Raw genomic sequence first — 24389 nt, 5'->3', positions numbered from 1 at the left:
TGTAGTATGCTCGTCTATAAAAATATTTTTAATGTGAATAAATTATATTGAAGTGAAAGATTAATAGTTCACTTTAAAATAATTAATATGGGGGTTTTTGGATAAATTTGAAAAGACAAAATGACTTTCTCTATATCGGTGACGGCTCCGATAATACTGTGAAGACTTTTGATGCAAAAACAGGGAGGTTCCTTGGTAGTTTTGTTGCATCAGAAAGCAACGACTTATTTGGTCCTAGAGGACTTATCTTCGACCATAGAGGCAATCTACTTGTTACCAACCAAAAAGTAGATCATCCCCCGAATGGAGATGTATTGAAGTTTAATAGACAAACTGGTGCGTTTCAAGGTGAGCTTGTAAGTTCCAATCAAGTTGGCGCACCTTTTGCACCGCGTGGTATTGTATTGTCAGAACAAAATATCCTTTTTGTAGCGGACATGGGTGACGTAGATGTACCGGGAGAAGTTCGGATGTATAATGGCACCACTGGAGTATTTCTAGGCAACCTCAACCACTCTGACTTCAGAGGGCAATTCCATCCACGAGCAGTGGTCATTGGCCCAGATGGCTTCCTGTATATCTCAGTAAGGAACCTTCCAGAACCGGAAGGTGGCTCAGTGTTGCGCTTTAACCCAAAAACAGGGAAGTTCCTCGGAGTGTTCATTGAAAGCAATGCAATCAATGACCTCAATCGCCCGGAAGGTTTAGTCTTCGGTCCAGATGGCAACCTATATATCACTAGTTTTAGAAGAGATGAGAAAGATACAGACAAAATATTAATTTTTGACGGCAGAACAGGTAGGCTTCTCAATAAAATTGATCTTGATGTTGTCGGACAACCGCGCGCTTTTGCTCAGGCACTTTTGTTTGGCCCCGAGGGAAAATTGTTTGTTCCAATTATGGGAGACGATCCTGAACAAGGTTCTGTGCGTAGATACAGCATCCATCATCGTAATAAGTTTGATGTGATTATCCCGCCTGCTTCAGTAGGAGGGCCGTTAATGGAGCCATGGTATCTAACTTTTGGCAATACGAATCCTGCGACACTGGCTTACCAGCACGACCATCATCACCATTCATCTGAAACATCAAACGAAAGTACTTGAAGTTCTTTAAAAACCTTTGCCAGCTTAATTGTAACTATGTTAAAGAAAACACTAAAAAAGGTTAACCACAAATTGAGGAATTAACATTGGAAGAAAATTAATATAAAAAAGCATTCAAATTATTTATTTGGATGCTTTTTTCCACTTATTAAAATATCTTATTGCTGGGGGTAACAGCTACACTGGGACTACCCAAGATAGCACCGCAGATATAGGAGAAAACAAGAAAACCGGAGAAATCTCCGGTTTTTCTTTCGTTATAAAGCTACCTGTTTCTTTTCCTTTCGATCGCTCGGTAAAAAGGCAGCAATAAGGGAGCCAACAAGAGGAAGAATTGAGAGAATCGTGAACACAGTTGTTACGCCAAAGATGTCCGAAATTCCACCCATAAAAACAGAACCAACCCCTCCAGCTCCCACGCCAAATCCAATCGAAAGTCCAGAGGCTAGACCAATGTTCTTGGGAAGCATGTGCTGCATAAAAACCACACTAACTGAGAAAGAAGAAAGTACACTAAAACCAAATAACAGTAAAACAAGCACCGATAACACTCCATGTACATGAGGGAAAATAAGGGCAAAAGGTGTGGCAATTAGCATGGAGCTAACGAGTAAGCGTTTCATGCCAAGTTTGTCTGAAATAACTCCGCCAAAGAATGTGCCAAGTGCACCGGCTCCTACAAAAACGAAACTGAGGATTTCAGACTGCTGTATCGTTAGGTTGTGCAGATAAAAAGGTAAAAAGACCACAACCCCAATTTGGCACCATGAACGCAGGATGATGACACAGGAAAGCAGAGTTGCTCCAAGATAATTGTTGTTTCCTTTTAATTGTTTCCTGTTACCAAGTTTAACAAGCTCTAATTTTTTACTTAACCAAGGCAAAATCTGTCCGGTTAATACAAGCGATAAGACAGCTACAGGAATGAACCATAGTAGTCCATGAATCCCTGAGTGAATTATGAAGAGAGAAACCAATAAGGGTCCCAAGGCTTGACCGGAATTCCCGCCTACCTGAAAAATAGCTTGGGCAAGACCTTTTTTCGTACCTGATGCGAGGTGGGTTGCTCGTGAGGCTTCCGGATGGAACGCACCGGAACCAAGACCGGAAATGGAAATAAACAGCAGCAGCCAAGGAAATGTTGGTGCAAGTCCTGTTAAAGCAAGCCCCATAATGGAGCAAAACAATCCTACTGGAAACAGCCAGGCTCGAGGCTTCCGATCTGCTAACATGCCAAAAAGCGGTTGAGAAATAGAAGACGTTAAATAGGATAGCAAAACCACTAAAGTGGATTGGGTATAGTTAAGGTGAAACGCGTTTTTATAGATTACAACTAATGCCGGGACCATCCCTGTGGTCACTAAATCATTTAAAAGATGGGAACCACTGAAGGTAAAGATTCCCCTTCGGTAAAGAGGTTCTTCAGGTTCTTCTTTGATGATTTTTTCGGATATATTTTCCAATACTTTATCTCCTCTCATTGCGATATCCTTTTTGAATAGATATTACCAAAAACTGGTTTTCAAAAAAATCCTCTACACATAAATTACTGCTTTTCTATTCTCTTGACAATTATATTATTTCTGTAGATTCATAAATTTAAATTATGAATGTAACCGTAACGGCAAAAATACTAAATATTATCCAGTAAGGTACAACTTAATCCTCATTTTGCCATTTGTTTGGAAGTATGAGGATTAACCGACCCTATTTCCGGGAAAAAATAATATGAACGAAAAAATAAATAGATGCTTTTTCCTAGAAGGATTAGAAAGATCTATCAAGGAGGTTCATATGTCATGGGAAAAACAGAACGAACGGTTGCGGAATTGATGCTGGATCAATTGTCATTGTTCGGAGTAAAACGGATATATGGGGTAGTGGGCGATGCTACATTCGGGCTTATCGATGCACTGGCTAAGCAGGATAAAATTAAATACATTGCGGTTAAACATGAGTCGACAGCTGCTTTTATGGCGTCTGCGGAAGCAAAACTAACAGGTGGGCTTGGTGTATGCACCGCGACAATGGGACCAGGTGCAACTAATCTGCTAAATGGGCTTGGTGATGCACATGCAGACAGAGCGCCTGTACTCGCAATCACTGGACAGGCACCGAGTAATAAAATTGGCACGGAATTTCCGCAGTATATTGACCAGCAGGAGCTTATGAAGCCTTTTGCTGCTTATTCTGCTAATCTAGCGAATCCGGATGCGACAATTGAAGTTCTTCAAAAGGCAGCGCGAACATCACTCGGACAGCGCGTTGTAACACATTTATCCATTCCTAAGGACATTTTCATGATGCCAGCTAATGGGGAACCGCGTACATTGCCGGATGTTATAGAGGGCCCTTCCATCTTCACAAAAGAAAGCTTGGAACAGGCAACGGAGATTATGAAAACAGCCAAGCGACCAATGATTCTTGCTGGTTCCGGAGCCACTTCCACCTCCGAGGAGTTAGAAAAACTTGCTAAGTTGTGGGGAGCTGGCATCCTTGTAAGCTTGGGTGGAAAAGGATTGATTGATGAATCTTCCCCGCATATTTTGCAAGGGATTGGCGAAGGTGGCAATCCGTATGCAGCTGACTTATTTATGGAGTCAGATGTGGTACTTCTTGCAGGCACGACATGGTGGCCGGAAGGATATGTACCAACTAATGCAAGGATTATCCAAATTGACCGCCACTTCGATAAATTTGTAAAAGGCATTCCAACAGAGCTTGGGATTACCGGTAAAACGGAAGAGGTCCTTCCACTCTTAACGGAGAGCTTACAAGGATTCTCCCGTTCTGAAGATTGGGTATCTCGTTGCGAGGAAATAAAGGAGAAATGGGCCCTGCAAAATGAGAAAGAAGGCGAAACTGCAGGTTATCCTGTCCATCCTTCACGGATTATCCGCGCCCTTGACCGAACAGTGGCATCGGACGCAATTCTTGCACTGGATACAGGGGATCATACAGTATGGACGAATCGCAACTTCCGTCAAAAAGAACAATCTGTATTATTCTCAGGCTACTGGAGGACAATGGGCTTTGGACTGCCAGCAGCAATGGCTGCCAAGCTTATAAAACCTGAAAAACAAGTAGTAGCGATAGTGGGGGACGGAGGACTTCAAATGGTGCTTGCTGATTTATTGACAGCTACCCGCTATGAACTCAATATTACAGTCGTTGTCTTAAATAATGAGGCCTTGCAAATGGAGAGAGACAAGCTCAAAGCTGCAAATAAGAAAGAAGTAGGGGTAGATTTAACCAACCCTGATTTTATAAAATTGGCAGAAGCCTGCGGATGGAAAGGATTACGCGCAACCTCAGATACCGAGCTAGAATCAGTACTTGAAGAAGCACTCAATACAGATGCTCCTACACTGGTGGATATTAGTACGGCCCAGGTATTCTTCCCGGAAACAGAATAAAAAGAAGTGGTGATCGAATGGTCGGTCACCACTTCTTTTTATGGTAGAATTTAATCAATCTTTTTTTAAATTGGGGTTTTTGCAATTGCTTTTAAATAAGAAAAGAATAGCATTTTTTAATCAAACAAACTACAACGTATAAATTTTAGATTTTTCGTTAGAACTGAAGAAATAAACACGCTACTTATTAATATACATCATAAATTTTCCCCTATTGGACAAAATATTTATAGGACAGTGCTGCTAAAACAATAGTGCTTCCCTATAAAAAACAAGGGAGTGAAATAGATGGCTAATATAAACGAACGGAAACGTGACAAAAATGATACTAGCGAGGCAGAGAAAACAGAAGTGGGTGTTGTTCCTGGGGATACTATGGCATCTGCTCTTGATCCATTTGGTAGTATAGCAGGTGAAGCGCAGGACAACAAGGCGGGAGCAGGTACCGACGAGGACGACTCTCATGGCTTCAAAACAAGAGATTAGTATTAATCGAAGTTATGGCATGTAGTGGACTTCCTAAATGGGAGTCCTTTTATCCACTTAGTCAATTTTACTGCTTTTATTCATATGGTAGTATTTCAAAAATTAATTATACATAAATCTAAGTGATTAGAAGATATTGCTTTTATAAAAATGCTCATAAGTTTTTATAACGTTATATAGAAATGAGAGTTTATTCCTTATTATGTGAAAGCCTAATTCAATTACTATTTGATAGCAAAAAGTAGCGTGGTACTTTTCAGGGGACATAAATAAAAATAAAAAAGTCGATTTTTAACACATTTTTTCTGTGACAAATCGACTTTTAATTGCGTATCTAATTGACGGTTGGTTATTATCTATTAAAAAATGGCATCTGTTATTAAGAATAAAAGCGTTGGAGCTAATAAACATCCTAAGCCTGTATAAAATGTAGCAGTAACAGCACCATAAGGTACTAATTTAGCATCAGTTGCAGCTAGACCACCAGCTACACCAGAAGTAGTTCCCATTAAACCGCCATAAACCATGGCAGTCTTCGGATTATTTAAGCCAATATATTTTGCTATAAAAGGTGTTCCCACCATTACTAAAACAGACTTAACTAAACCGGCTGCAATGCTTATTGCAATTATTTCTGAACTTGCGCCTAATGCAGCACCAGTTACAGGTCCAACAATATATGTGGCAGTTCCCGCACCAATGGTTGTAATACTTACTGCATCTTTGTAACCAAACATAAGGGCAAATATAGCACCAATTACAAATGATAATATTACACCTATGAAAAGAGAAAGAATTCCTCGGAATCCAGCCTTTTTAATTTCATCAAAATTTGCTCCGAATGAAGTTGCTACAATAGCAAAATCTCGTAACATACTTCCTCCTAAAAAACCCATCCCAGCTAGAAAACTAATATCGGATACTCCTTTAGTACCTTCTGTTACTACTCCACCGATATATGCTAATACAAGTCCCAGTACAATGGCGATAGCTGAACCATGAATCCTACCCTTTGTTAGTTTGTTAGAAATAAAGTAGGCAAGCCACATCGTAATCCCGACAACTAAAAATGCTGTGACAAATCCGTTATCTACAAATACACCTTTTATCATATCAAGCATCTGCTTCTTCCCCCCGTACAACAGTATTACTAAACGTAGGATCTTCTTTTTGCTTCCCACTTAGAAGGGGGACACATGCCCAGCTAATTCCGACAACTGCGATTCCAGCTATAATTGCTAAAGGGCCACCCGTTAATGCTCCTAAAACATTTTGGCTTGCTGCCATAGCAATAACGACCGGAATATACATCTGATTCCAAAAACTTAAACCGTCTAATGAAGGTTTCGAAATTTTCCCTGACTTTACAAGTTTGTCAACGACAATAATTAAGAGTAGCATGGCGACTCCGACACCACCAACATTTGAATCTACCCCCATTAATGCCCCTATAAATTCCCCGACCATCGTGCCAACTAAATAACACCCTGCTAAAATAGCAACCCCATAAATCACCATAATCTTGACACCCCTTTATCAAGTTGTAAAATGCTAAACTGAAAGAATTTTCAGTCGACTGCATTCTGTGTGAACATCATAAATTATAAAAAACTATAAATCAACTAAAATATTTACATAAAGCAGAAAAAAAGTTGAAAATCTATTGAAATTTAGAATTGTCTGATTTATTATTGATGTATACAGTCGACCGTTTAAATGGTTGAATAAGCACTTAAGGATGTGGACTTAATGGAATTCTTTTTAAACTATCCGCTAGATAATGCATTATCTAGAATTGTTGCAGAAAAAATTCTGGAGCAAATTTTAAATGGAGAGTTAAAGCCTGGAGACAAAATTGTTGAAGGCGCATATGCGGAAATGTTTAACACGAGTCGTTCTCCGGTCAGGGAAGCGATTTATATGCTTACTACAGAGGGTTTGATAGAAAGAATACCTAGGAAGGGCGCCTTCGTAAAGGGATATACATTATCAGAAATTCAGGATTTGCTGGATATTAGAAACAATATAGAACTACTATCAGCAAAGAGAATCCATGAGCCGCATAAAAAGCTAACGTTACTAGAAGAATTGAAGAGTCTGTTAAAAGAAATGGATAAGTGTACAAATCAATCCCAATATGTACAGCTAAATTATGCTTTTCACTTTACACTTATAAAATTTAGTGAAAGTACTGTTTTAGAAGGGGTTTATAGCAAAATTAGCTTTCCGTTATTGAGAATTCAAGGTATACACTTCACCCAAATAGAAACGGTTGAAAAATCTAAAGAGGAACATCGGAAAATCTATGAATATCTAAAAAATAACCAAATAGACGAATTCATTGAACTGTTGCGTACCCATACAGAAAACGTAATCTTCAATGTAAGTAAAACAATATTCTAGAAAGGAGGGATAGATTGAAAAGTGCTTTTCTCTTTCCAGGTCAAGGCTCTCAGTATGAGGGGATGTTACATGATTTACCTGATGATCCAGTCGTAAAAAACATTCTAGAAGAAAGTTGCGAAATTTTAAATATACAAATAGCATCACTGCATAGTAAAAAAGCGCTTTCAACAACCAAGGCAGTACAGCAATGTTTACTAATAGCATCAGTGGCTACTTATAAACTATTTGAAAAAAATGGGCTATTACCAAGTTTTGTTGCAGGTCATTCCGTAGGTGCATTTGGTGCTGCAGTTGCTTCTGGTGTCATTACATTTCAAGAAGCTTTAAAGTTAGTAACAATACGTGGTGAGCTAATGGAAAAAACGTGCGATGACGGTTTTGGAATGGCTGTTGTTATAGGGTTAGATGAATATCAATTATCTGAAATAGTAAATAATTTATACCGTGAGAATGAACCAGTATATGTTTCAAATCGAAATGCTCCAACCCAAGTTACATTGTCAGGTTCTTTAGTAGGTTTACAAAAAGTAATAGATTATGTAGAGTGCCATGGGGCTACATCAGCTCATTTATTAAATGTCTCAACGCCTTCTCACAGTCCTTTATTTGAACAGGTGAGCGAGAAGTTACTGATTGAGTTGGATAAGCTTGACTTAAAAAGACCGAAAATTCCAATATCCAGCAATGTTACTTCAAGATTGTTAATGCAGCCTGATGCAGTAAAGGAAGATTTAGCAAAAAGCATTTGCTATCCGGTACGTTGGCATGATGCTGTAAATCTACTCTTTGAGTCTGGTACGAAATTATTTATTGAAATGCCACCTGGTGATGTACTGAGCAAGTTAGCTCAACAAGCATTCTCAGATGCTCAAACGATGTCTATATCTAAAAATGGAATCGAGGATTGTTTCTATATCATGTCAAATTAAAAAAATAGGGGTGTATATAATGGTTTTTACAAATTTGGATAAAGATTCTAAATCATGGGAAACTAGGTTAGAAGCAAAAAACGAAAGATTGGAAAGTGTAAAGAACTTGGTTGATGGTGTGGCTATTCCGACCAATCGCATCGTAGACGTGTTAGAACGATTAATAAAATCAGGAGATCGTGTTGTGCTGGAAGGGAATAACCAAAAGCAAGCTTCGTTCTTATCACAATCATTAGTCCAGGTAGATCCGAAAAAGGTTCATGATTTGCATATGATAATGTCGAGTATTTCAAGACCAGAGCATTTAGATATTTTTGAATATGGAATCGCAAAAAAAGTGGACTTTTCTTATGCAGGTCCACAGAGTCTTCGAGTTGCTCAAATGATTGAGGATGGGAAAATTGAACTAGGTGATTTACATACTTATATAGAGCTTTATGGTAGATTATTTATCGATTTGATACCTAATGTTGCATTAGTCGCAGCTGATAAAGCAGATAGCAATGGAAACCTATATACTGGCCCGAATACTGAAGAAACGCCGACATTAGTAGAAGCAACTGCTTTCCGAGACGGTATTGTAATTGCCCAAGTAAATGAAATGGTGGATGAACTGCCTCGTGTAGACATTCCAAGTTCATGGGTAGACTTTATTGTTGTGGCAGATAAACCTTACGAGCTTGAACCATTATTTACAAGAGATCCACGACATATTACAGATATTCAAATTTTACAGGCAATGATGATTATTCGGGGAATATATGAGAAACACGGTGTAAAATCATTAAACCATGGTGTCGGGTTTAATACTGCGGCTGTTGAATTATTGTTGCCTACCTATGCAGAATCATTAGGTCTAAAAGGAAAAATATGCACAAACTGGGTTTTAAACCCTCATCCTACACTTATACCTGCAATCGAATCTGGATGGGTAGAAAGTATCTATTGCTTCGGTGGAGAGCTTGGAATGGAAAAGTATGTGGAAGCAAGAAGAGACATTTTCTTTATGGGAAAGGATGGTACTCTTCGTTCAAACCGAACTTTGGCACAATTAGCTGGTCAATATGCAGTTGATTTATTTATCGGTTCTACTTTGCAAATGGATGCATTAGGAAACTCGTCTACAGTAACAAGAGGTCGTGTAGCTGGATATGGTGGGGCGCCAAATATGGGACATAATCCTGGTGGACGCCGACATTCAACAGATGCTTGGTATAATTTGAAGACTTCTGATGAACCTTTAGCACGTGGTAAAAAGCTAGTAGTACAAGTAGCTGAAACATTCCAAGAAGCGAACAAGCCTGTTTTTGTTGAGTCACTCGACGCCATAAATGTAAAAGATCAAGCAAAATTAGCTGTTGCCCCGGTCATGATTTATGGAGAAGATGTAACACATATTGTAACAGAAGAGGGAATTGCTTATCTCTATAAATCTGATAGTATTGCTGAAAGACGGGAGATGGTTGCCTCAGTAGCAGGTATCACACCAATTGGTATGGAACATAATCCGAAAACAACGGAACGTTTACGTCAAAAAGGATTAATAGCCCTACCTGAAGATTTAGGTATACGTCGTTCAGATGCTAAGAGATCTTTACTTGCTGCTAAAAATATAGATGAACTTGTCCAATGGTCAGGTGGTTTGTATAATCCACCAGCAAAATTTCGTAGTTGGTAATTAGAGGGGGAGAGGAGTTTGCAAGTTGCGCATCAAATTTCATCAACTTTAGCAGATTTAGCAGTAGCCTCGTTAATAGAAGAGGTATCTCTTACTCCTAAGCCTGGATTAGTCGATAAAAAAGACCAAGGTTCTCACGATGATTTGACTTTTTCAATAATGATACAATCAGCCAATTCCCTGCGTGAGACCTTCTATAAAATGGCAATGGCAGCTTTTGGAGAAAAGCCTTCCCGATATTTACGAGAAAAAATCGGTGAGATTGGTCGCGAAGGAGAAGTCGCCATGTACCAGGTGACAAATGGTGTTAATACCCATAAAGGAGCTATCTGGTCACTTGGGTTATTGACAGCTGCAGCAGCTATTCATAAAGGGGATTGTAATGAAGAAACATTATGCTTTACTGCAGGAGAGATTGCAAAATTTGAAGATCGATTTATCCCATTCCAAATAACGAATGGAGCAAAAGCTACTCAGAAATATGGTGTCCACGGTGCAAAAATAGAAGCACAATTAGCATTTCCACACATCCGTGAATATAGTTTGCCGACTTTCAAGGCTTCATTAAATCAATTTAACTATGAAATTGCAAAGCATCATTCATTATTAGCTTTAATGGCTAGTTTAGATGACACCTGTGTACTGCATCGGGGTGGAATAGAAGGTTTAAATTACGTAAAACAATATGCAGACAAAGTTTTAGAAAGCGGTAATTTATATGAACTTCGAAGAATGAATGAAAAATTGATAGAACGACACTTATCTCCTGGAGGAAGTGCTGATTTACTGGCCGCAACTATTTATTTATATAAAATTTGCACGGTTAAATTGTCGACTGAAATGGAGTTAGCAATAGTTCATTAAACAAAGGGGAGCGATTTTTTTGGAAAAATTAATTTATTCATTTCCTGCATCCAAAACAATTGAACAAAGGGCACATGTTGGTGTTGTTGGTTCTGGAGATTTAGAAGTATTGGTTGAACCATCAGACGAGTATAAAACAATGGTTGAAATTCGTACAGGTATTACAGGATTCGAAGAGACTTGGAAAAAGGTAATTGAACGATTTGTAAGTCAAAATGATATTTCAGCACTTATTACGATTAATGATTTTGGAGCAACACCTGGTGTTGTTTCAATCCGATTAGCACAAGCAGTGGAGGTGAGTACAAATGGCTCAAATCATAACTGAAAGTTTAGTAGAAAGCTTAGCACGAGAACGAGCATTTCAACTATTAGATAAAGGAAGTGCATACGAAATTCTCGGTCCTTCCGATCGGTTAGAGTCACCACATCTAGAAGCACAAAACATTGTACCGCAATTTGATGATGGCATGATTATTGTGAAAGGAACTCTAGAAGGACAACAGACAGTAGTAATTTCGATTGAAGGTAACTTCCAAGGTGGCGGTATTGGAGAAGTTTCAGGTGCAAAATTAGCGGGGGCATTAGAAAAGGTACTCGAAGAATGTAAAAACGGCAATAAGATTTATCCGGTTATCATTTATGATACAGGTGGAGTACGCCTCCAGGAAGCAAACTATGGATTACTGTCAATTGCTGAAATTAGTGCTGCGATTGTAGCGCTACGCGAATTTGTTCCTGTAGTTGGAATTATCCCTGGTAAAATTGGGTCATTTGGCGGAATGTCCTTAACTGCAGGGTTATGTAGCGCGTTAATTATGACACGTGAAGGTCGTTTAGGTATGAATGGACCAGAAGTTGTTCAACAAGAAGCTGGCATACGTGAGCTTGATTCAAGAAATAAGCAGTTGATTTGGAAAATGATTGGCGGAGCAATTCGAAAAGAAGCAGGGCTTGCTGATATTGTAATTGAAGATGATGTTCCAAATTTTAAAAATGCATTACTAAGTGTTTGGAATGGAGAAGTAGAGTTACAACAACGTACAAAAAAAATAGATCATTACTTATCTTTATTCAAGTTGTTAGAAATCGAAGAGAAAATAACGCCGGAACAAGCAAAAGAATATTTAAAAATATGTTCAGAAATTAGGAACACAAATTTAACTAATCCAATTGAAACTGTACAAAGTACAGGACGAAAATGGTTCAATTTGTTAACTAACGGTGAACCTTCCATTAGTGAAGTTCCATCTGTATTGGTTGCAGATACATCAATTGACGGAGTAGATGCTCGGGTAATAGCAGTAGTACCAAACCCCGAAAGCCAGTATTATCGAGCGCGTAATGGTGAAGTGGGTCTGTTAGAAGGTTGGACAATTGCAAAATATGTACGACAAGCCATTGAAGAAGATAGAAATTTAACCAAAAAGCGTTTAATAATACCTGTCGTAGATGTACCTAGCCAAGCCTTTGGTTATCATGAAGAATTATTTGGCATTTATTTATCTTGTTCAGCAGCTGTAGATGCGTATGCAACAGCAAGATTAAATGGTCATCCAATTGTTGCATCGATAGTAGGAAATGCTATATCTGGAGCTTTCCTTTCTCATGGAATGCAAGCAAATCGTTTAATAGCGCTTAATGATGATGGAGTAAATGTCCATGTAATGTCAAAGAAATCTGCTGCAATTATTACTCAACGAACAATTAAAGAACTAGATGAAGCGGCAAAAGAAGTGCCATCGATGGCCTACGATATTAAGTCGTTTAAAAAACTAGGAGCACTATATAAATTGCTTGATGGGGTTAATGCTAAAGAACCCGGTTCTGAAGATAAGGTTGTTTTAGTTAAAGCCATTATCGAAGCATACAACGACATTAAAAATAAAAATGATCAGGATTTATCGAGCCGTTTAAAATCAGAAATTGCTATATCTTATGGTAGAAAAGCATCCATTAAAGTTCGTGAAATGATTGATTCACAATGGAAATAAAGGTACATGACATTATACAATTTGCAACACTTGAAAACCTTGAAACTTTCGTGAACCTTCCAGACTGGGTAATAGATGCGTCCGCATCTAAAAATTTTGGTGTGGTCAGAAGAATGCCCATTGTAAACAAAATTGTACCGATTGGGTTACGCGGTGAGACAAGAGCACAACGTTATGGGGCATTTATCCATGAAAGCAATATAACGCAGGTGATAACTCCAGTCTCGTTATTAGATTGTATCGATAAGTTCAATAACCAAATCTATTTTTCTGCATTAAACAATATCAAGAAAGAATTCGGAAAATTACAATTGTTATGGGGACCAACTGGAAGTGTCGGGTTTGAGATTGCTACTTCTATTAAAGTTACCACACTTAATAGCGATATTGATATTTGCCTCTATGTAGATCAAATAAATAAGGAATTGTTAATAGAAGTAGGTAGATTTTTAGAGAGCTTGGATCGAAGGATTGATGTTCAGGTAGAAGTACCTTCTGTTGGGGCATTCATACTCAATGATTATTTAAAACATGAAAAAACTGGTTTTATTGTAAAAACCCAGTTTGGTCCTCAGTTATGTACTATTGCAAACAATCAAATAAAATTGCTAGTAAATAGTTAAGTAGTATTGCTGTACAATTGTAGGGCGCGTTTCTCTATGGAACGCGTCTACTTTCAATATAAGGGCAAGAATATTAACGAGAATTAAAGGAGGTACTGCATGGAATTATGGGATGTGTATGATATAAATCGTAATAAAACAAATCGTACTTGGGCTCGTGGAGAAAAGCTTCAACTTGGTGATTTTCATTTAGTTATTCATGTATGCATTTTTAATTCAAATGGGGACATGCTCATTCAACAAAGGCAATTCTGCAAAGAGGGTTGGCCAAATATGTGGGATCTTACAGTAGGGGGGAGCGCGATAACTGGGGATACAAGTCAAACTGCAGCACAAAGAGAATTGTATGAAGAGTTAGGTTTAAAATTAGATTTTTTGCAAATACGCCCTCATTTAACCATTAACTTTGAGAATGGCTTTGATGACATATATTTAATTGAAGAAAATGTGCATTTACATACGCTCACTTTACAGTATGAGGAAGTACAAAATGTAAAATGGGCAAGCAAGGAAGAAATTTTGGCTATGATCAAAAAAGGAGAGTTTATTCCTTATTATGAAAGCCTAATTCAATTCCTATTTGATAGCCGGAAGCAGCGTGGTGCTATTAGTTAAGCATGGATATAAGATTAATTTCCAATATTTCATAACATAAGAGGGGATGATGAAGGAGAATAATGGGTTGAGGTTAAGGTAAGAGAATTTAAAGAAGCATAAATATAAAAGTACATGTTACACAACCAAATGTACATTTCCCTCAAAAAAAGAAACACAAACCATCTTAAATGGTTTGCGTTTCTTTTTCATTTTTTCTATTTAATACACTTCTAATACAAATGCCTTTAATAAGTCATTGTATTCGCTATTCATATCATCATCAGTGGTGTTGATTTTCCACTTACCTTCTACATTTTTCATCGTAATTGAATAGTCGCGTGAATCGTTTCTAAGTTTTGTATTATTTAAAATTTGATCAATCCGACTAAATGTGTAAACTAAAGCATCCTTTTTCGCTTTATCATATTCATCATATGAATATTTACTTTGACTTTTCTTTACAAATTGTTCGCTAACTTTTTTTGTTTGTTTGTATAGATCAGAAGTATCGAAGTTTTTGAACTTTACCATCACTTTTGCAGTTTTTGAGTCTGCAAATTCGATTTGATAAGTAGGTTCAATTTTTTGATTTAAAGCTTTTCGGTATTTTTCAATAAAGACTTTTTCCGTTTTTAAATCGGGTGTTTGAACCCCAAAGCCTTCTTTAATTTGATTTCCAAGTTCTTCATCAAATTTTTGACTATCTTTAATCACATCATTTACGACTAATGTCTTAAAGTTAGGGTTTTCTTTGCTTAGGAATACGTTATCCATGTATGCTTCAATAGCTTTTTTCACATTTGTCGTTTCGTTTTTATACTTTGACGGATCCACATTTACTACTAATTCTTCGTGTTTGTCACCTTTATCGCTGTAAATATCAGGTTGATAATGAAGTTCATATTTTTCTTCATTATTAATCGGGTATGCTAGATCTCCCGAAGCCTTTTTCTCAGGAGAGACGCTACCTGATAATTCTTTATAAGAATCTTCGTCTGGTGGATTTAAATAAACAGCTTCAATCTTTTCATCGTTTTGATCATACAGACTAAAGTCAGAATCCATTAGCGAAATTTCATTTTTTGATTTGTTTTGTACTGTCACATTTAACTTAAGGTATGTTTTTTCTTCATTATCATCATATTTTGTGATGGTTAAATATTCACCATTGTTAACTGTGAAACCAACATCACGTGCCTCTTTCTTTGATTCAGAACCACTGCTACCTGAACCACAAGCTGCTAAAAGTAACGAAAATGAAGCTAAACAAATAAATAAATATAATTTTCTATTAATGTTAATTACCTCCAATGTAATGATTTCTAGATAATTATACCTTCCTTCTAAATGAAAATGGGTGTAAATGTAAAAAAAGAATAAAAATTCCTAATATTTAGTGGTTAAAAATGAATATGTAATTAGTGAAAATTTGTAAATTTCGCCCGTGATTAAATAAAAAAAATAAATAAATTGTATTATTTCTTCTTGAAAATCGAACTTGTCGAAATATTGGGAACTTCATATTGGATTGTATCTCTATATTGAGAAGCGAAAGGGGATAATTGGGTAAAAGAAACTAAAGAGAAAAGGATATTTTTAAGAAAAGAACCCCTCTATTGATAAATAAGAGTGCAATGGAGGGGTTCTTTGTTTCCTGTTTACATACAAGTGAATGAAATGAAACTAAGCAATCGTAGAGTCAGATTCTTGTAAGCTTTTCTCTATAATTACTTGATTCATTCGTTGTTTTTTCGATTTTCTAAAGTAAAGCAGTTCATAAACGCAAGGTATTACGATTAGGGTAAGTAGGGTAGCTACCGCTAATCCGCCGATTACTACAATGGCAAGACTTTGTGAGACCAAACTTCCTGCTTCAGCTTTTTTCAATAATAGTGGAAGCATCGCACAGATCGTTGCAACTGCTGTCATGAATATTGGTCGCATTCTTGTTGCAGTAGCTTCGATTAGTGCATCACGAATGATCATCGTTTTTTCGTTTTGTTTAACGCGATCTAAAAGTACGATTGCATTTGTTACAACGATACCAATTAGCATTAATGCACCTAATAGGGCAGTAATATCAACAGAAATTCGACTGATGACGATACCTAAAATGGCGCCAATTGCAGCAAGTGGAAGAGAGCACAGTATAGCAATTGGTGTTTTAATCGACTTGAATGTAATTACCATTATCAAAAATACAATACCGATTGACGCAAGCATAATAAGGAATAAATCCGCAAAGTCACTAGCCTGGTCGCTACTCGCACCACCAACGAGTACCTTTACATCCTCTGGTATATCAATACCTTTTTTGTCTTTTTTATCACCGAAAATTGCTGTGTTTACATCAGTTGAGATTTCAGAAAGTTTTGCTGGATCAACACTTGCAGTAACCCGTAGGTATGCTTTTCCGTCTTTATGGAATTGGCTAGTTGACAGTTCTTCGCTTTTTAAAGTTGCAATAGATGATACAGGGACTGGACCAGAATCAGTGAGCACTTGTATATTTTTTAAATCCTTAGGTGTTTTTGTGTCTAAGACAGGTTCTAAGAAGACTGTTTTTTGTTTGTCGTTTAAATTGATTGTGCCAATTGGTGTTTTATTTAACATGACACCTAATGCTTTCGCCACTTGTTCTGTATTTCCTTTTGTTGGATTAACAGTAAGAGAATAAACGGTTTTCTTTTCTTCTTGGTTAGTCGTTACTTTTTCGACCCCTTTGATTGGTTGAACTTTATCTTTAATGGTGGTTGCTACTTCTTCAAGTTCACTTACATTATCACCGACTACATCAATTGTAATAGATGGACTGGCTCCCCCCATCATAAAGGATGCTGCTGAAACTTCTAAAGTAGCATCAGGATATTGTTCTTTTTTATTTTCTAATTCTTTTACTACATGATCTGTGTTCTTCTGATCATTCAGCATAATACTAAAGAATGCTTCGGTCGGAGAATCCACTACGCCATATTGTGCATTTTCAGCAGAAGAGCCTACTTGTGTAAAAACTTCTTTGACGTCTTTATTGTTTTTTATAGATGTTTCCAGTTCAATTGCATTTTCCTTTACTTTTTCAAATGGCGTATCATTCGGATAACTTAGCTTTGCTGAAACATAATCTGCAGAAGAGTTATCCACTGCACCTTTTGGAATCATAAAATATGTTCCAATGGATCCGATAAAACAGAACAAAGAAATCGAGAAAATGATCCATTTATGGTTTAATGACCAGGAAACCATTTTAGGGAAACGAACAGCCGCTTTATGTTCTGGAAGTTTGGTGTTTTTTAGTAACCAGGCACTCATTAATGGCACAACAGTCAAAGCAACAAGCAATGAAGCCAGCAATGAATAGGTAACCGTTAATGCAAATGGTAAGAGGAATTCTTGAAGGCTTCCGTTCAATAGACTCATAGGTAAAAAAACGGCTACAGTCGTTAAAGTAGAAGCAGTAATGGCAACGCCCACTTGTTTTGTTGCATCAATTACCATTTGAATAGAGAATTTTTCTGCTTGCATTTTACGGAAAATATTTTCAATAACGACAATACTGTCATCCACTAGTCTACCAACAGCTACAGCAACGCCACCAAGCGTTAGAATATTTAATGTGACGCCAGATTGTGACAGAAGGAATAGGGTGAAACAAAGTGATAAAGGAATCGATACAATCGTAATTAGAGTAGTTCTTATATTACGTAGGAACAACATAATAACAATGGTTGCAAAAAGAGCGCCAATGAGTACTTCTTTAATCATCGTATGAACAGAATTTTGCACTAAATCAGCTGAGGAAACATAGATAGTGGATTCCTGCTGATCAAACTCTTTATTGATTTCTTTTGTAACTTTTTCAACTTCTTTACTAATCGCTACTGCATTTGATTGGCTATCTTTTGTAATGCTAATATTTAAACTGTCTTTTCCGTTAAAACGGCTGATGAAGTTTGAGTCTGTCGTTTCTTTAATCGATGCGATATCGCCAAGTGTAACCTTTGGTGCTACAGTTAAACCTTTCAATTTTGCAAGGCTTGTGACATCACCGATGACTTTGATATTACTTGTTTTGCCATCTATGGTCTTTTCACCAACTGCTACAGAAGTATTTTGACCATTTAGTACGCCCATTACAGATTGAAGTGTGACATGGTGATCTTCTAACTTTTTATCATCTAAATTGACTGAAACGATGGAATTTGTCATTCCGTATACATCTACACTGGAAATCCCTTTGATTTCCTGATAGCGGGATTGAAGCTCTTCACGTGCAAAATCCATGTTTTTATCCGTTAAACCTTCTTTAAAAGTAACGGCAATATTGACAATTGGAATCATCGAAGTATTTAGCTGTGAAATAATTGGTTTTGAGATAGAAGCAGGTAATGTCACTTTGTTAACAGCTGCTTCAACATCTTGTTTAGCCTGTTTCATATCATAGCCTGATTCGAAGTTCAGATCGACTTTTGAATAGCCATCTCCAGTCGTTGAATAGACAGATTTTTTTCCATTTAAGCCTTTAATGGCCTGCTCAATTGGAATGGTGACTTCATTTTCCATTGTTTTGGAATCTGTGCCATGGCCCATTGAAATGATGGTAACTTGCGGATTATCCGCAGAGGGTAAAAATTCCATAGGTAATCTATAATAACTAACAATACCTATAATTAATATCAGAATAGTCAAAAAACCAACAGCGGGCCTGTTACCAAAAGCCCATTTTGTAATGCTCGACATGATTGTTCTCCTCCTAAAAACAAATTTAGCACGAATTAAAATATACAAATGTAATGCAGAATATCACATTTTCGTAAAATTAAAAATATTCAGCCTTTTACATTCATTTCCTCCTTCCAGTCAATTTCCCTTGCAAACTCATTGTAAGAAAAGGGAGAATGTTCCACATTGACCTCGGGGTTTATTTTTAATAAGACCTAAGACTTAGATGTTCATGGGAAAAAATCCATGAAGTTAAAAAGACAATGAGTTCTGATCAAAATAATTCCGTGTCTTTATTAAACAAAGTCATTCATATTCCTAGAAGAAAGAAAAAAGAAGCAGGTTCCTCATGATGTAATGAAAAAAGTCGCAGGATGTTGTGATATTCAGATTAATTCTAACTATTTATAGGAATTAATCCACTACATTTGTTAAATTTTACATAATCTTAATAGAAGTTAATCGATGTTAAATAAAATATATTATGAAAAAGAATGAAGTCACAATTTCATTCAATATGAGGATATAAATTGTTCAAAACACGAATAATATTATAAAGCCGAAAGAGGCATCAAAATGACGGATATAGCAACAATAATCGCAGAATTTGTTCGGAAAAATGCTGGAATTTCTCTTGACAAATTAATATAAAGGAGTAATCTATTTATTATTAGTTAATAATGATAACCAATTTAAAAGGGGGAAACGTATTCAAGTTACTCTTAAACAAATTAATATCACACTTGGTAAACACTTTAATTGATAGAAATGCATCGTGAAAAGAGCTGATGTTCTTTTTGATGTGTTTATTTCGGTTTCCGAAATTTATGAGGAAAGAAGTAGGATGAATCATAAAGGTACAACAGGTGAAGATAAGTGTGAAAATAATAAATGAAGAACCATCCATCAAAAAGAAATTGGTGTAATAAGAGTAATAATGATACTTATTGAATTCTAAAATACAAATAACATTTCGAAAGTGGCGAAAAGATGGACAAAGCAAAATTATGGACAAAGGATTTCTTAATAGTTTCAATATCTAACTTTTTTCTTTATTTTACATTTTATTTATTAATGGTAGCATCAACGACATTTGCTACCCAAAAATTTCATGCAACACCAAGTCAAGCAGGTCTTGCTTCAGGGATATTTGTAATAGGTACATTGATAGCAAGGTTATATTCTGGAAGATCAATTAACCAAATTGGTTGGAAGAAAATGCTTTATATTGGATTTATATTTTTCCTCATTACAACTTGTTTATATTTTATAGTAACTAATTTCTCATTCTTGTTAGTCATTCGATTTTTGAATGGTGCAGCATTAGGGATTGCTTCTACCGCAACAGGAACTATTGTTGCTAAAATTATTCCAGATGTACGTCGAGGAGAAGGCACGGGATATTATGCACTAAGTGTTGTTCTATCTGCCGCAATTGGTCCTTTTTTAGCAATGCTTCTCACTCAACATATGGGAATCATGAGTAATTTTATTTTATGTGTTGCTGTATTACTAATCAGTTTTATAGCCATTTTCTTCTTAAAAGTTCCAAAAATGACACCTACATCTACAGTGCAAAAATCAGAGAAACAAAAAGGATTTTCATTATTTAATTTCTTAGAAATAAAAGCTATTCCGATTGGTATTATTGCTTTTTTAGTTGCTTTTGGCTATTCAAGTATCTTAACTTTTATTACTCCGTATGCACAGGAAATTAACTTAGTAACTGTTGGTAGCTTTTTCTTTGTTGTCTATGCCGTAGCTACTTTGGTTTCGAGACCATTCACCGGACGTCTGTTTGATGCAAAAGGAGAAAATTTGGTCATGTATCCTGCATTCCTGTTATTTGCGATTGGATTGCTTCTTCTAGGAATAGTTCATCATGGATTCGTTCTTTTAATAGCTGGTGCATTTGTAGGTCTTGGCTATGGGACATTTTCTGCTAGTGCTCAAGCCATTTCGATTAAAGTAACACCAAAAGAACGTATGGGATTAGCTACATCAACATACTTTATCTGTTTAGATGCAGGAATTGGTGTAGGTCCATTTATCCTAGGTACTCTTGTGCCGACTATTGGCTATAGAGGAATGTATTTGATTATGGCAATGGTAATAGTTATTTGCCTAGTCTTATATTATTTATTACATGGACGAAAAGCAAAGTCATTTAACGTTTAGAAGATATATAGGGATTACTAATAGATTCAATTGTAAAAGGCTTAGAGAAAATTTGTACTCTGAGCCTTTTTCTTATTGAAACTCTTTTGCTATGTTACTCAGAAAGTTGGGATTTTTCAAAAATATAGATATAATAGAATATATTAAACTATATCGAGGTTACGAAATGAATACTTATTTATCATTAAAAGACCATGTCTACAATTATATCGTCGATCAAATCAATAGTGGAAAACTGATTGCAGGCAGTAAAGTGAATGAAAATGCAATTAGTGAGAGTTTAAAGGTTAGTAGGACACCAGTAAGAGAGGCATTAATACAGCTCTCTTCAGAGGGGTTATTAGAAAATGTTCCAAGAAAAGGATTTGTCATCAAGAGCCTTACAAGAGAAGAAGCAAAAGAAACCTATTATATCATTGGCGCTCTAGATGGCTTGGCAGCTTCACTGGCAACGCCTTTTTTAACAGAGAAACACATGAAAGAAATGGAATTTTATATTCAGAGTATGGACTTAGCCATCAATACAGAAAATTTCCTTATGTATAATAAAATGCAGGCAGCTTTTCATGATGTCTATTTATCAATTTGTCCAAATAAAAGTCTTGTAAACCTACTGTTACAATTAGAAAAGAAATTCTTAAAAAATTTCGATGATTCGTATGAAACAGATGAAATGAAAAAGAAACTTTTTCAAACGAATAATGAGCATAGAAAAATGCTGGAACTATTCAAAAATGGTAAATCAGCTGATTTAGAAAAATTCCTGAAAGACATCCATTGGAATGTAGAAAAGACAAAAATCATTCCGCTTTAATAACAAAAAAATAAAAAATATCACCGAAATAATTCTGCTGAATCGTGGCAGAATTATTTTTTTTGTATTTTTATTGAAAATACAAAAATACAATATATAATATAAAATATACAGAATATATTAATAATTCTGTTATCTGGTTATTAGATAAGAGTAACAGAAGGGTGGTACATAATTTTGAAGAGTGAAAATTTTGTGTTAGCAAAACAATTACGACATGAATTACATCAACATCCTGAACTTTCTAATGAAGAAGTTTGGACAAAACATTATTTAATGGAATTTTTGAAAGCGAATACAAATTTAGAGCTTGTTGATAAAGGTAATTGGTTCTATGCGATTTATCGTGCGGGAGCAGATAAGAAGAATATAGCTTTCCGTGCAGATTTTGATGCTCTTCCTATGAATGAATCCATTGAACTTCCATGGGCTTCAACAATTGCTGGAAAAGCTCACAAATGTGGTCATGATGGCCACTCAGCAACATTAGCAGGATTTGCGCTTGAAATTGATCAGGAAGGTGCAGAGCAAAATATCTTTCTCTTATTCCAACCTGCTGAAGAAACAGGGGAAGGCGCAATTCAATGTGTTGATTTCATCAAAGAAGAAAATATTGATGAAATATATGCTTACCATAATATGAGTGGATTTCCATTTAAGGCTGTAGCAGTAATAGATGGGACCATGATGTGTGCTTCTAAGGGGATGACTATACATATGGAAGGTTCTCCTGCCCATGCCAGTCAACCAGAAGAGGGAATCAATCCATCCCTTGCTATTGCCAATATTGTCAAAGAAATTCCTAAATTCACATCTCCAGAAACCAATAATGGACTTGTACTATGTACAATTGTACAAATTGATGTTGGTGAAAAAGCATTTGGTATTGCTGCATCAAAAGGCGATCTGCGTATGACCATTCGAGCACTTTACGAAGAAGAGCTAGATCAGCTTCAAACAAACCTTGAAAATTTTGCAAAAGAACAGGCAAATGAATTTGGATTAAAAGTAAGCTTTCAATATAATGATGAATTCCCGCAAACAGTAAACCACAAAGAAAGCGCTGATACGATTCGTCGGATTGCAAAGCAATCAGAAATGGAATTAATAGAGTTAAAAGAAGCATTTCGTGGTTCTGAAGACTTTGGACATTTTACAAAGTTAACAAAAGGTGCGTATTTCTTAATTGGAAACGGTGAAAATTATCCGCATGTTCATACAAAAGAATATGACTTTCGTGATGAACTGATTGAATCGGGAGTTGAACTTTTTAAAGGGGTAGTTAAATTATAGTTTTTTTGTATAAGTATTAATCGAAACAAAGGGGATGTCTAGATGATTAGTATTGTTGAAGATTCTAAGAAATATGAGGAAGAAATTATTAACAATCGTAGATACTTACACCAATTTCCGGAAATTGGATTTGACCTTCCGAACACACAAAAATTTATACAACAACGTCTTGATGAAATGGGAATTGAGAATAAACCATGTGGGATTGTACCTCCTGAGATTAAAGAAAAGTATGCACAAGCTGGATTTGGTAACCATGAAAACTGTACAGGAGTTGTAGCTACAATTGGACAAGGTGAACCTTGTATTCTTCTACGTGCGGATATGGATGCATTACCAATTCAAGAAGAAGTTGAATCAGAATTTAAATCAAAAAAAGCGGGACTAATGCATGCATGTGGACATGATTCACATGTTGCCATGCTTTTAGGGGCTGCCAAACTATTGAAAGAACACGAAGCTGAGTTAAAAGGAACAGTTAAACTCATGTTTCAACCTGGAGAAGAGTGGGGGTATGGTTCTAAGTTAATGATAGATGATGGCTTATTTGAGAATCCAAAAGTTGATGCAGCTTTTGGAATTCATATTATGCCAGACCAAGAGGCTGGAACTTTATCGGTTCATAAAGGAACACTTTCACAAGCAATGGATTCTTATATTGTCCAAATCCAAGGAAATGGTGGTCATAGCTCGCAACCTCATAAAACAATAGATGCTAACATGATTATGAACCAACTATATACAAGTTTAAATCTATTAATGACACGTGAAGTTGATCCAAATGCGAGTGTAACATTTTCGGTTGGAGCAATGAGTGGTGGTACTGTAACAAATGTAATTCCAGATACTGCCGTTTTAAGTGGAAACATGCGGAGTTATAATCAAGAAATTCGAGATCATTTATGTAAGCGAATCCCAGAAATGATTAATCATATCGTGAAAGCATGGCGTGGAAACTATAGTACGATTGAATTTCATACACCAACAACATATAACAATCCTGAATTGATTGATGAAATACAACCATTCCTCCAAGAAGTGGTGGGAAGAGAGAATATTGTCGATCTTGGACCAATGGGCGGATCAGAAGATTTTTCTTATATTTCTCAAGTAGTGCCATCAGCATTTGTTGTTTTAGGGACAGGAAAAGAAGGAGAAGCGCCGGTTCACAATCCACGTATGCATCAAAGTGAGGAAATCTTTAAAATTGGTGCCGCAATACATGCAAATGTAGCAATGGAATGGCTAAACGAACAGCATAAATAACCAAAAAGCGGGGGATTTCA

Annotated in this window: 20 protein-coding genes; 15 read left to right on the top strand and 5 right to left on the bottom strand. The window is 36.4% G+C overall.

Features of this window, described 5'->3' with window-relative positions:
* Positions 1-107 precede the first annotated feature (107 nt).
* A complete protein-coding gene (locus ACWV26_RS10845) occupies positions 108-1106 on the top strand; it encodes a hypothetical protein (protein WP_455894777.1) in 999 nt (332 codons plus the stop codon).
* Positions 1107-1363: 257 nt separating this feature from the next.
* On the opposite strand, the gene ACWV26_RS10840 is transcribed toward ACWV26_RS10845, so the two are convergent.
* The gene (locus ACWV26_RS10840) at positions 1364-2569 is read right to left on the bottom strand and encodes an MFS transporter (protein ID WP_455894776.1); all 1206 of its coding nucleotides are present in this window, start codon (positions 2567-2569) and stop codon (positions 1364-1366) included.
* A gap of 285 nt (positions 2570-2854) precedes the next feature.
* Here ACWV26_RS10840 and ACWV26_RS10835 point away from each other — a divergent pair, with 285 nt between their 5' ends.
* Together ACWV26_RS10835 and ACWV26_RS10830 are read left to right on the top strand one after the other, a co-directional pair.
* The gene (locus ACWV26_RS10835; protein ID WP_455894775.1) at positions 2855-4522 is read left to right on the top strand and encodes a thiamine pyrophosphate-binding protein; all 1668 of its coding nucleotides are present in this window, start codon (positions 2855-2857) and stop codon (positions 4520-4522) included.
* Between the two features lie 288 nt (positions 4523-4810).
* Positions 4811-5008: a hypothetical protein gene (locus ACWV26_RS10830; protein ID WP_455894774.1), complete on the top strand. Its 198-nt coding sequence runs from the start codon at positions 4811-4813 to the stop codon at positions 5006-5008.
* A 359-nt stretch (positions 5009-5367) separates the two neighbouring features.
* On the opposite strand, the gene madM is transcribed toward ACWV26_RS10830, so the two are convergent.
* On the bottom strand, positions 5368-6129 hold the full coding sequence (madM, locus tag ACWV26_RS10825; RefSeq protein ID WP_455894773.1) for a malonate transporter subunit MadM: 762 nt from the start codon (positions 6127-6129) through the stop codon (positions 5368-5370).
* On the bottom strand, positions 6122-6526 hold the full coding sequence (gene madL, locus ACWV26_RS10820) for a malonate transporter subunit MadL (protein ID WP_455894772.1): 405 nt from the start codon (positions 6524-6526) through the stop codon (positions 6122-6124). The genes madM and madL overlap by 8 nt, the downstream gene beginning before the upstream one ends.
* Positions 6527-6757: 231 nt before the next feature.
* Here madL and ACWV26_RS10815 point away from each other — a divergent pair, with 231 nt between their 5' ends.
* From ACWV26_RS10815 to ACWV26_RS10780, 8 genes are all read left to right on the top strand, one after another.
* The gene (locus ACWV26_RS10815; protein ID WP_455894771.1) at positions 6758-7411 is read left to right on the top strand and encodes a GntR family transcriptional regulator; all 654 of its coding nucleotides are present in this window, start codon (positions 6758-6760) and stop codon (positions 7409-7411) included.
* Between the two features lie 14 nt (positions 7412-7425).
* On the top strand, positions 7426-8343 hold the full coding sequence (locus tag ACWV26_RS10810; protein ID WP_455894770.1) for an ACP S-malonyltransferase: 918 nt from the start codon (positions 7426-7428) through the stop codon (positions 8341-8343).
* Positions 8344-8362: 19 nt separating this feature from the next.
* The gene (mdcA, locus tag ACWV26_RS10805) at positions 8363-10021 is read left to right on the top strand and encodes a malonate decarboxylase subunit alpha (protein ID WP_455894769.1); all 1659 of its coding nucleotides are present in this window, start codon (positions 8363-8365) and stop codon (positions 10019-10021) included.
* An 18-nt stretch (positions 10022-10039) separates the two neighbouring features.
* Entirely contained in the window at positions 10040-10885 is an 846-nt protein-coding gene (locus ACWV26_RS10800; protein ID WP_455894768.1) for a triphosphoribosyl-dephospho-CoA synthase, read from the top strand.
* A gap of 19 nt (positions 10886-10904) precedes the next feature.
* On the top strand, positions 10905-11213 hold the full coding sequence (locus tag ACWV26_RS10795; protein WP_455894767.1) for a malonate decarboxylase subunit delta: 309 nt from the start codon (positions 10905-10907) through the stop codon (positions 11211-11213).
* Positions 11194-12879: a biotin-independent malonate decarboxylase subunit beta gene (locus ACWV26_RS10790; protein ID WP_455894766.1), complete on the top strand. Its 1686-nt coding sequence runs from the start codon at positions 11194-11196 to the stop codon at positions 12877-12879. The genes ACWV26_RS10795 and ACWV26_RS10790 overlap by 20 nt, the downstream gene beginning before the upstream one ends.
* A complete protein-coding gene (locus ACWV26_RS10785; RefSeq protein WP_455894765.1) occupies positions 12870-13502 on the top strand; it encodes a malonate decarboxylase holo-ACP synthase in 633 nt (210 codons plus the stop codon). Before ACWV26_RS10790 ends, ACWV26_RS10785 begins: the two co-directional genes overlap by 10 nt.
* A 99-nt stretch (positions 13503-13601) precedes the next feature.
* Positions 13602-14117 carry an NUDIX hydrolase gene (locus ACWV26_RS10780; RefSeq protein WP_455894764.1) on the top strand — a complete coding sequence of 172 codons (516 nt, stop codon included), beginning with the start codon at positions 13602-13604 and terminating at the stop codon, positions 14115-14117.
* 201 nt (positions 14118-14318) lie between these two features.
* Here the strand turns inward: ACWV26_RS10780 and ACWV26_RS10775 are convergent, their stop codons facing one another.
* Together ACWV26_RS10775 and ACWV26_RS10770 are read right to left on the bottom strand one after the other, a co-directional pair.
* Complete coding sequence (locus ACWV26_RS10775) at positions 14319-15410, bottom strand: DUF5105 domain-containing protein (protein ID WP_455894763.1); 1092 nt, start codon at positions 15408-15410, stop codon at positions 14319-14321.
* A 372-nt stretch (positions 15411-15782) separates the two neighbouring features.
* Positions 15783-18836, bottom strand: coding sequence for an efflux RND transporter permease subunit (locus tag ACWV26_RS10770; RefSeq protein ID WP_455894762.1), 3054 nt, complete (start codon positions 18834-18836; stop codon positions 15783-15785).
* Positions 18837-19808: 972 nt separating this feature from the next.
* Between ACWV26_RS10770 and ACWV26_RS10765 the strand changes: the two genes are divergently transcribed.
* From ACWV26_RS10765 to ACWV26_RS10750, 4 genes are all read left to right on the top strand, one after another.
* Positions 19809-20996 (top strand): MFS transporter, encoded by a 1188-nt coding sequence (locus ACWV26_RS10765; protein ID WP_455894761.1) that lies wholly within the window; start codon positions 19809-19811, stop codon positions 20994-20996.
* Between the two features lie 166 nt (positions 20997-21162).
* Entirely contained in the window at positions 21163-21810 is a 648-nt protein-coding gene (locus ACWV26_RS10760) for a GntR family transcriptional regulator (protein WP_455894760.1), read from the top strand.
* A 177-nt stretch (positions 21811-21987) separates the two neighbouring features.
* A complete protein-coding gene (locus ACWV26_RS10755) occupies positions 21988-23103 on the top strand; it encodes a M20 metallopeptidase family protein (protein ID WP_455894759.1) in 1116 nt (371 codons plus the stop codon).
* Between the two features lie 42 nt (positions 23104-23145).
* A complete protein-coding gene (locus ACWV26_RS10750; protein ID WP_455894758.1) occupies positions 23146-24369 on the top strand; it encodes a M20 metallopeptidase family protein in 1224 nt (407 codons plus the stop codon).
* Positions 24370-24389 lie beyond the last annotated feature (20 nt).

It is taken from the genome of Rummeliibacillus sp. JY-2-4R, assembly GCF_053847205.1.
The sequence above is the reverse complement of the archived record's forward strand: the minus strand, read 5'-3'. Positions and strand labels throughout refer to the sequence as shown.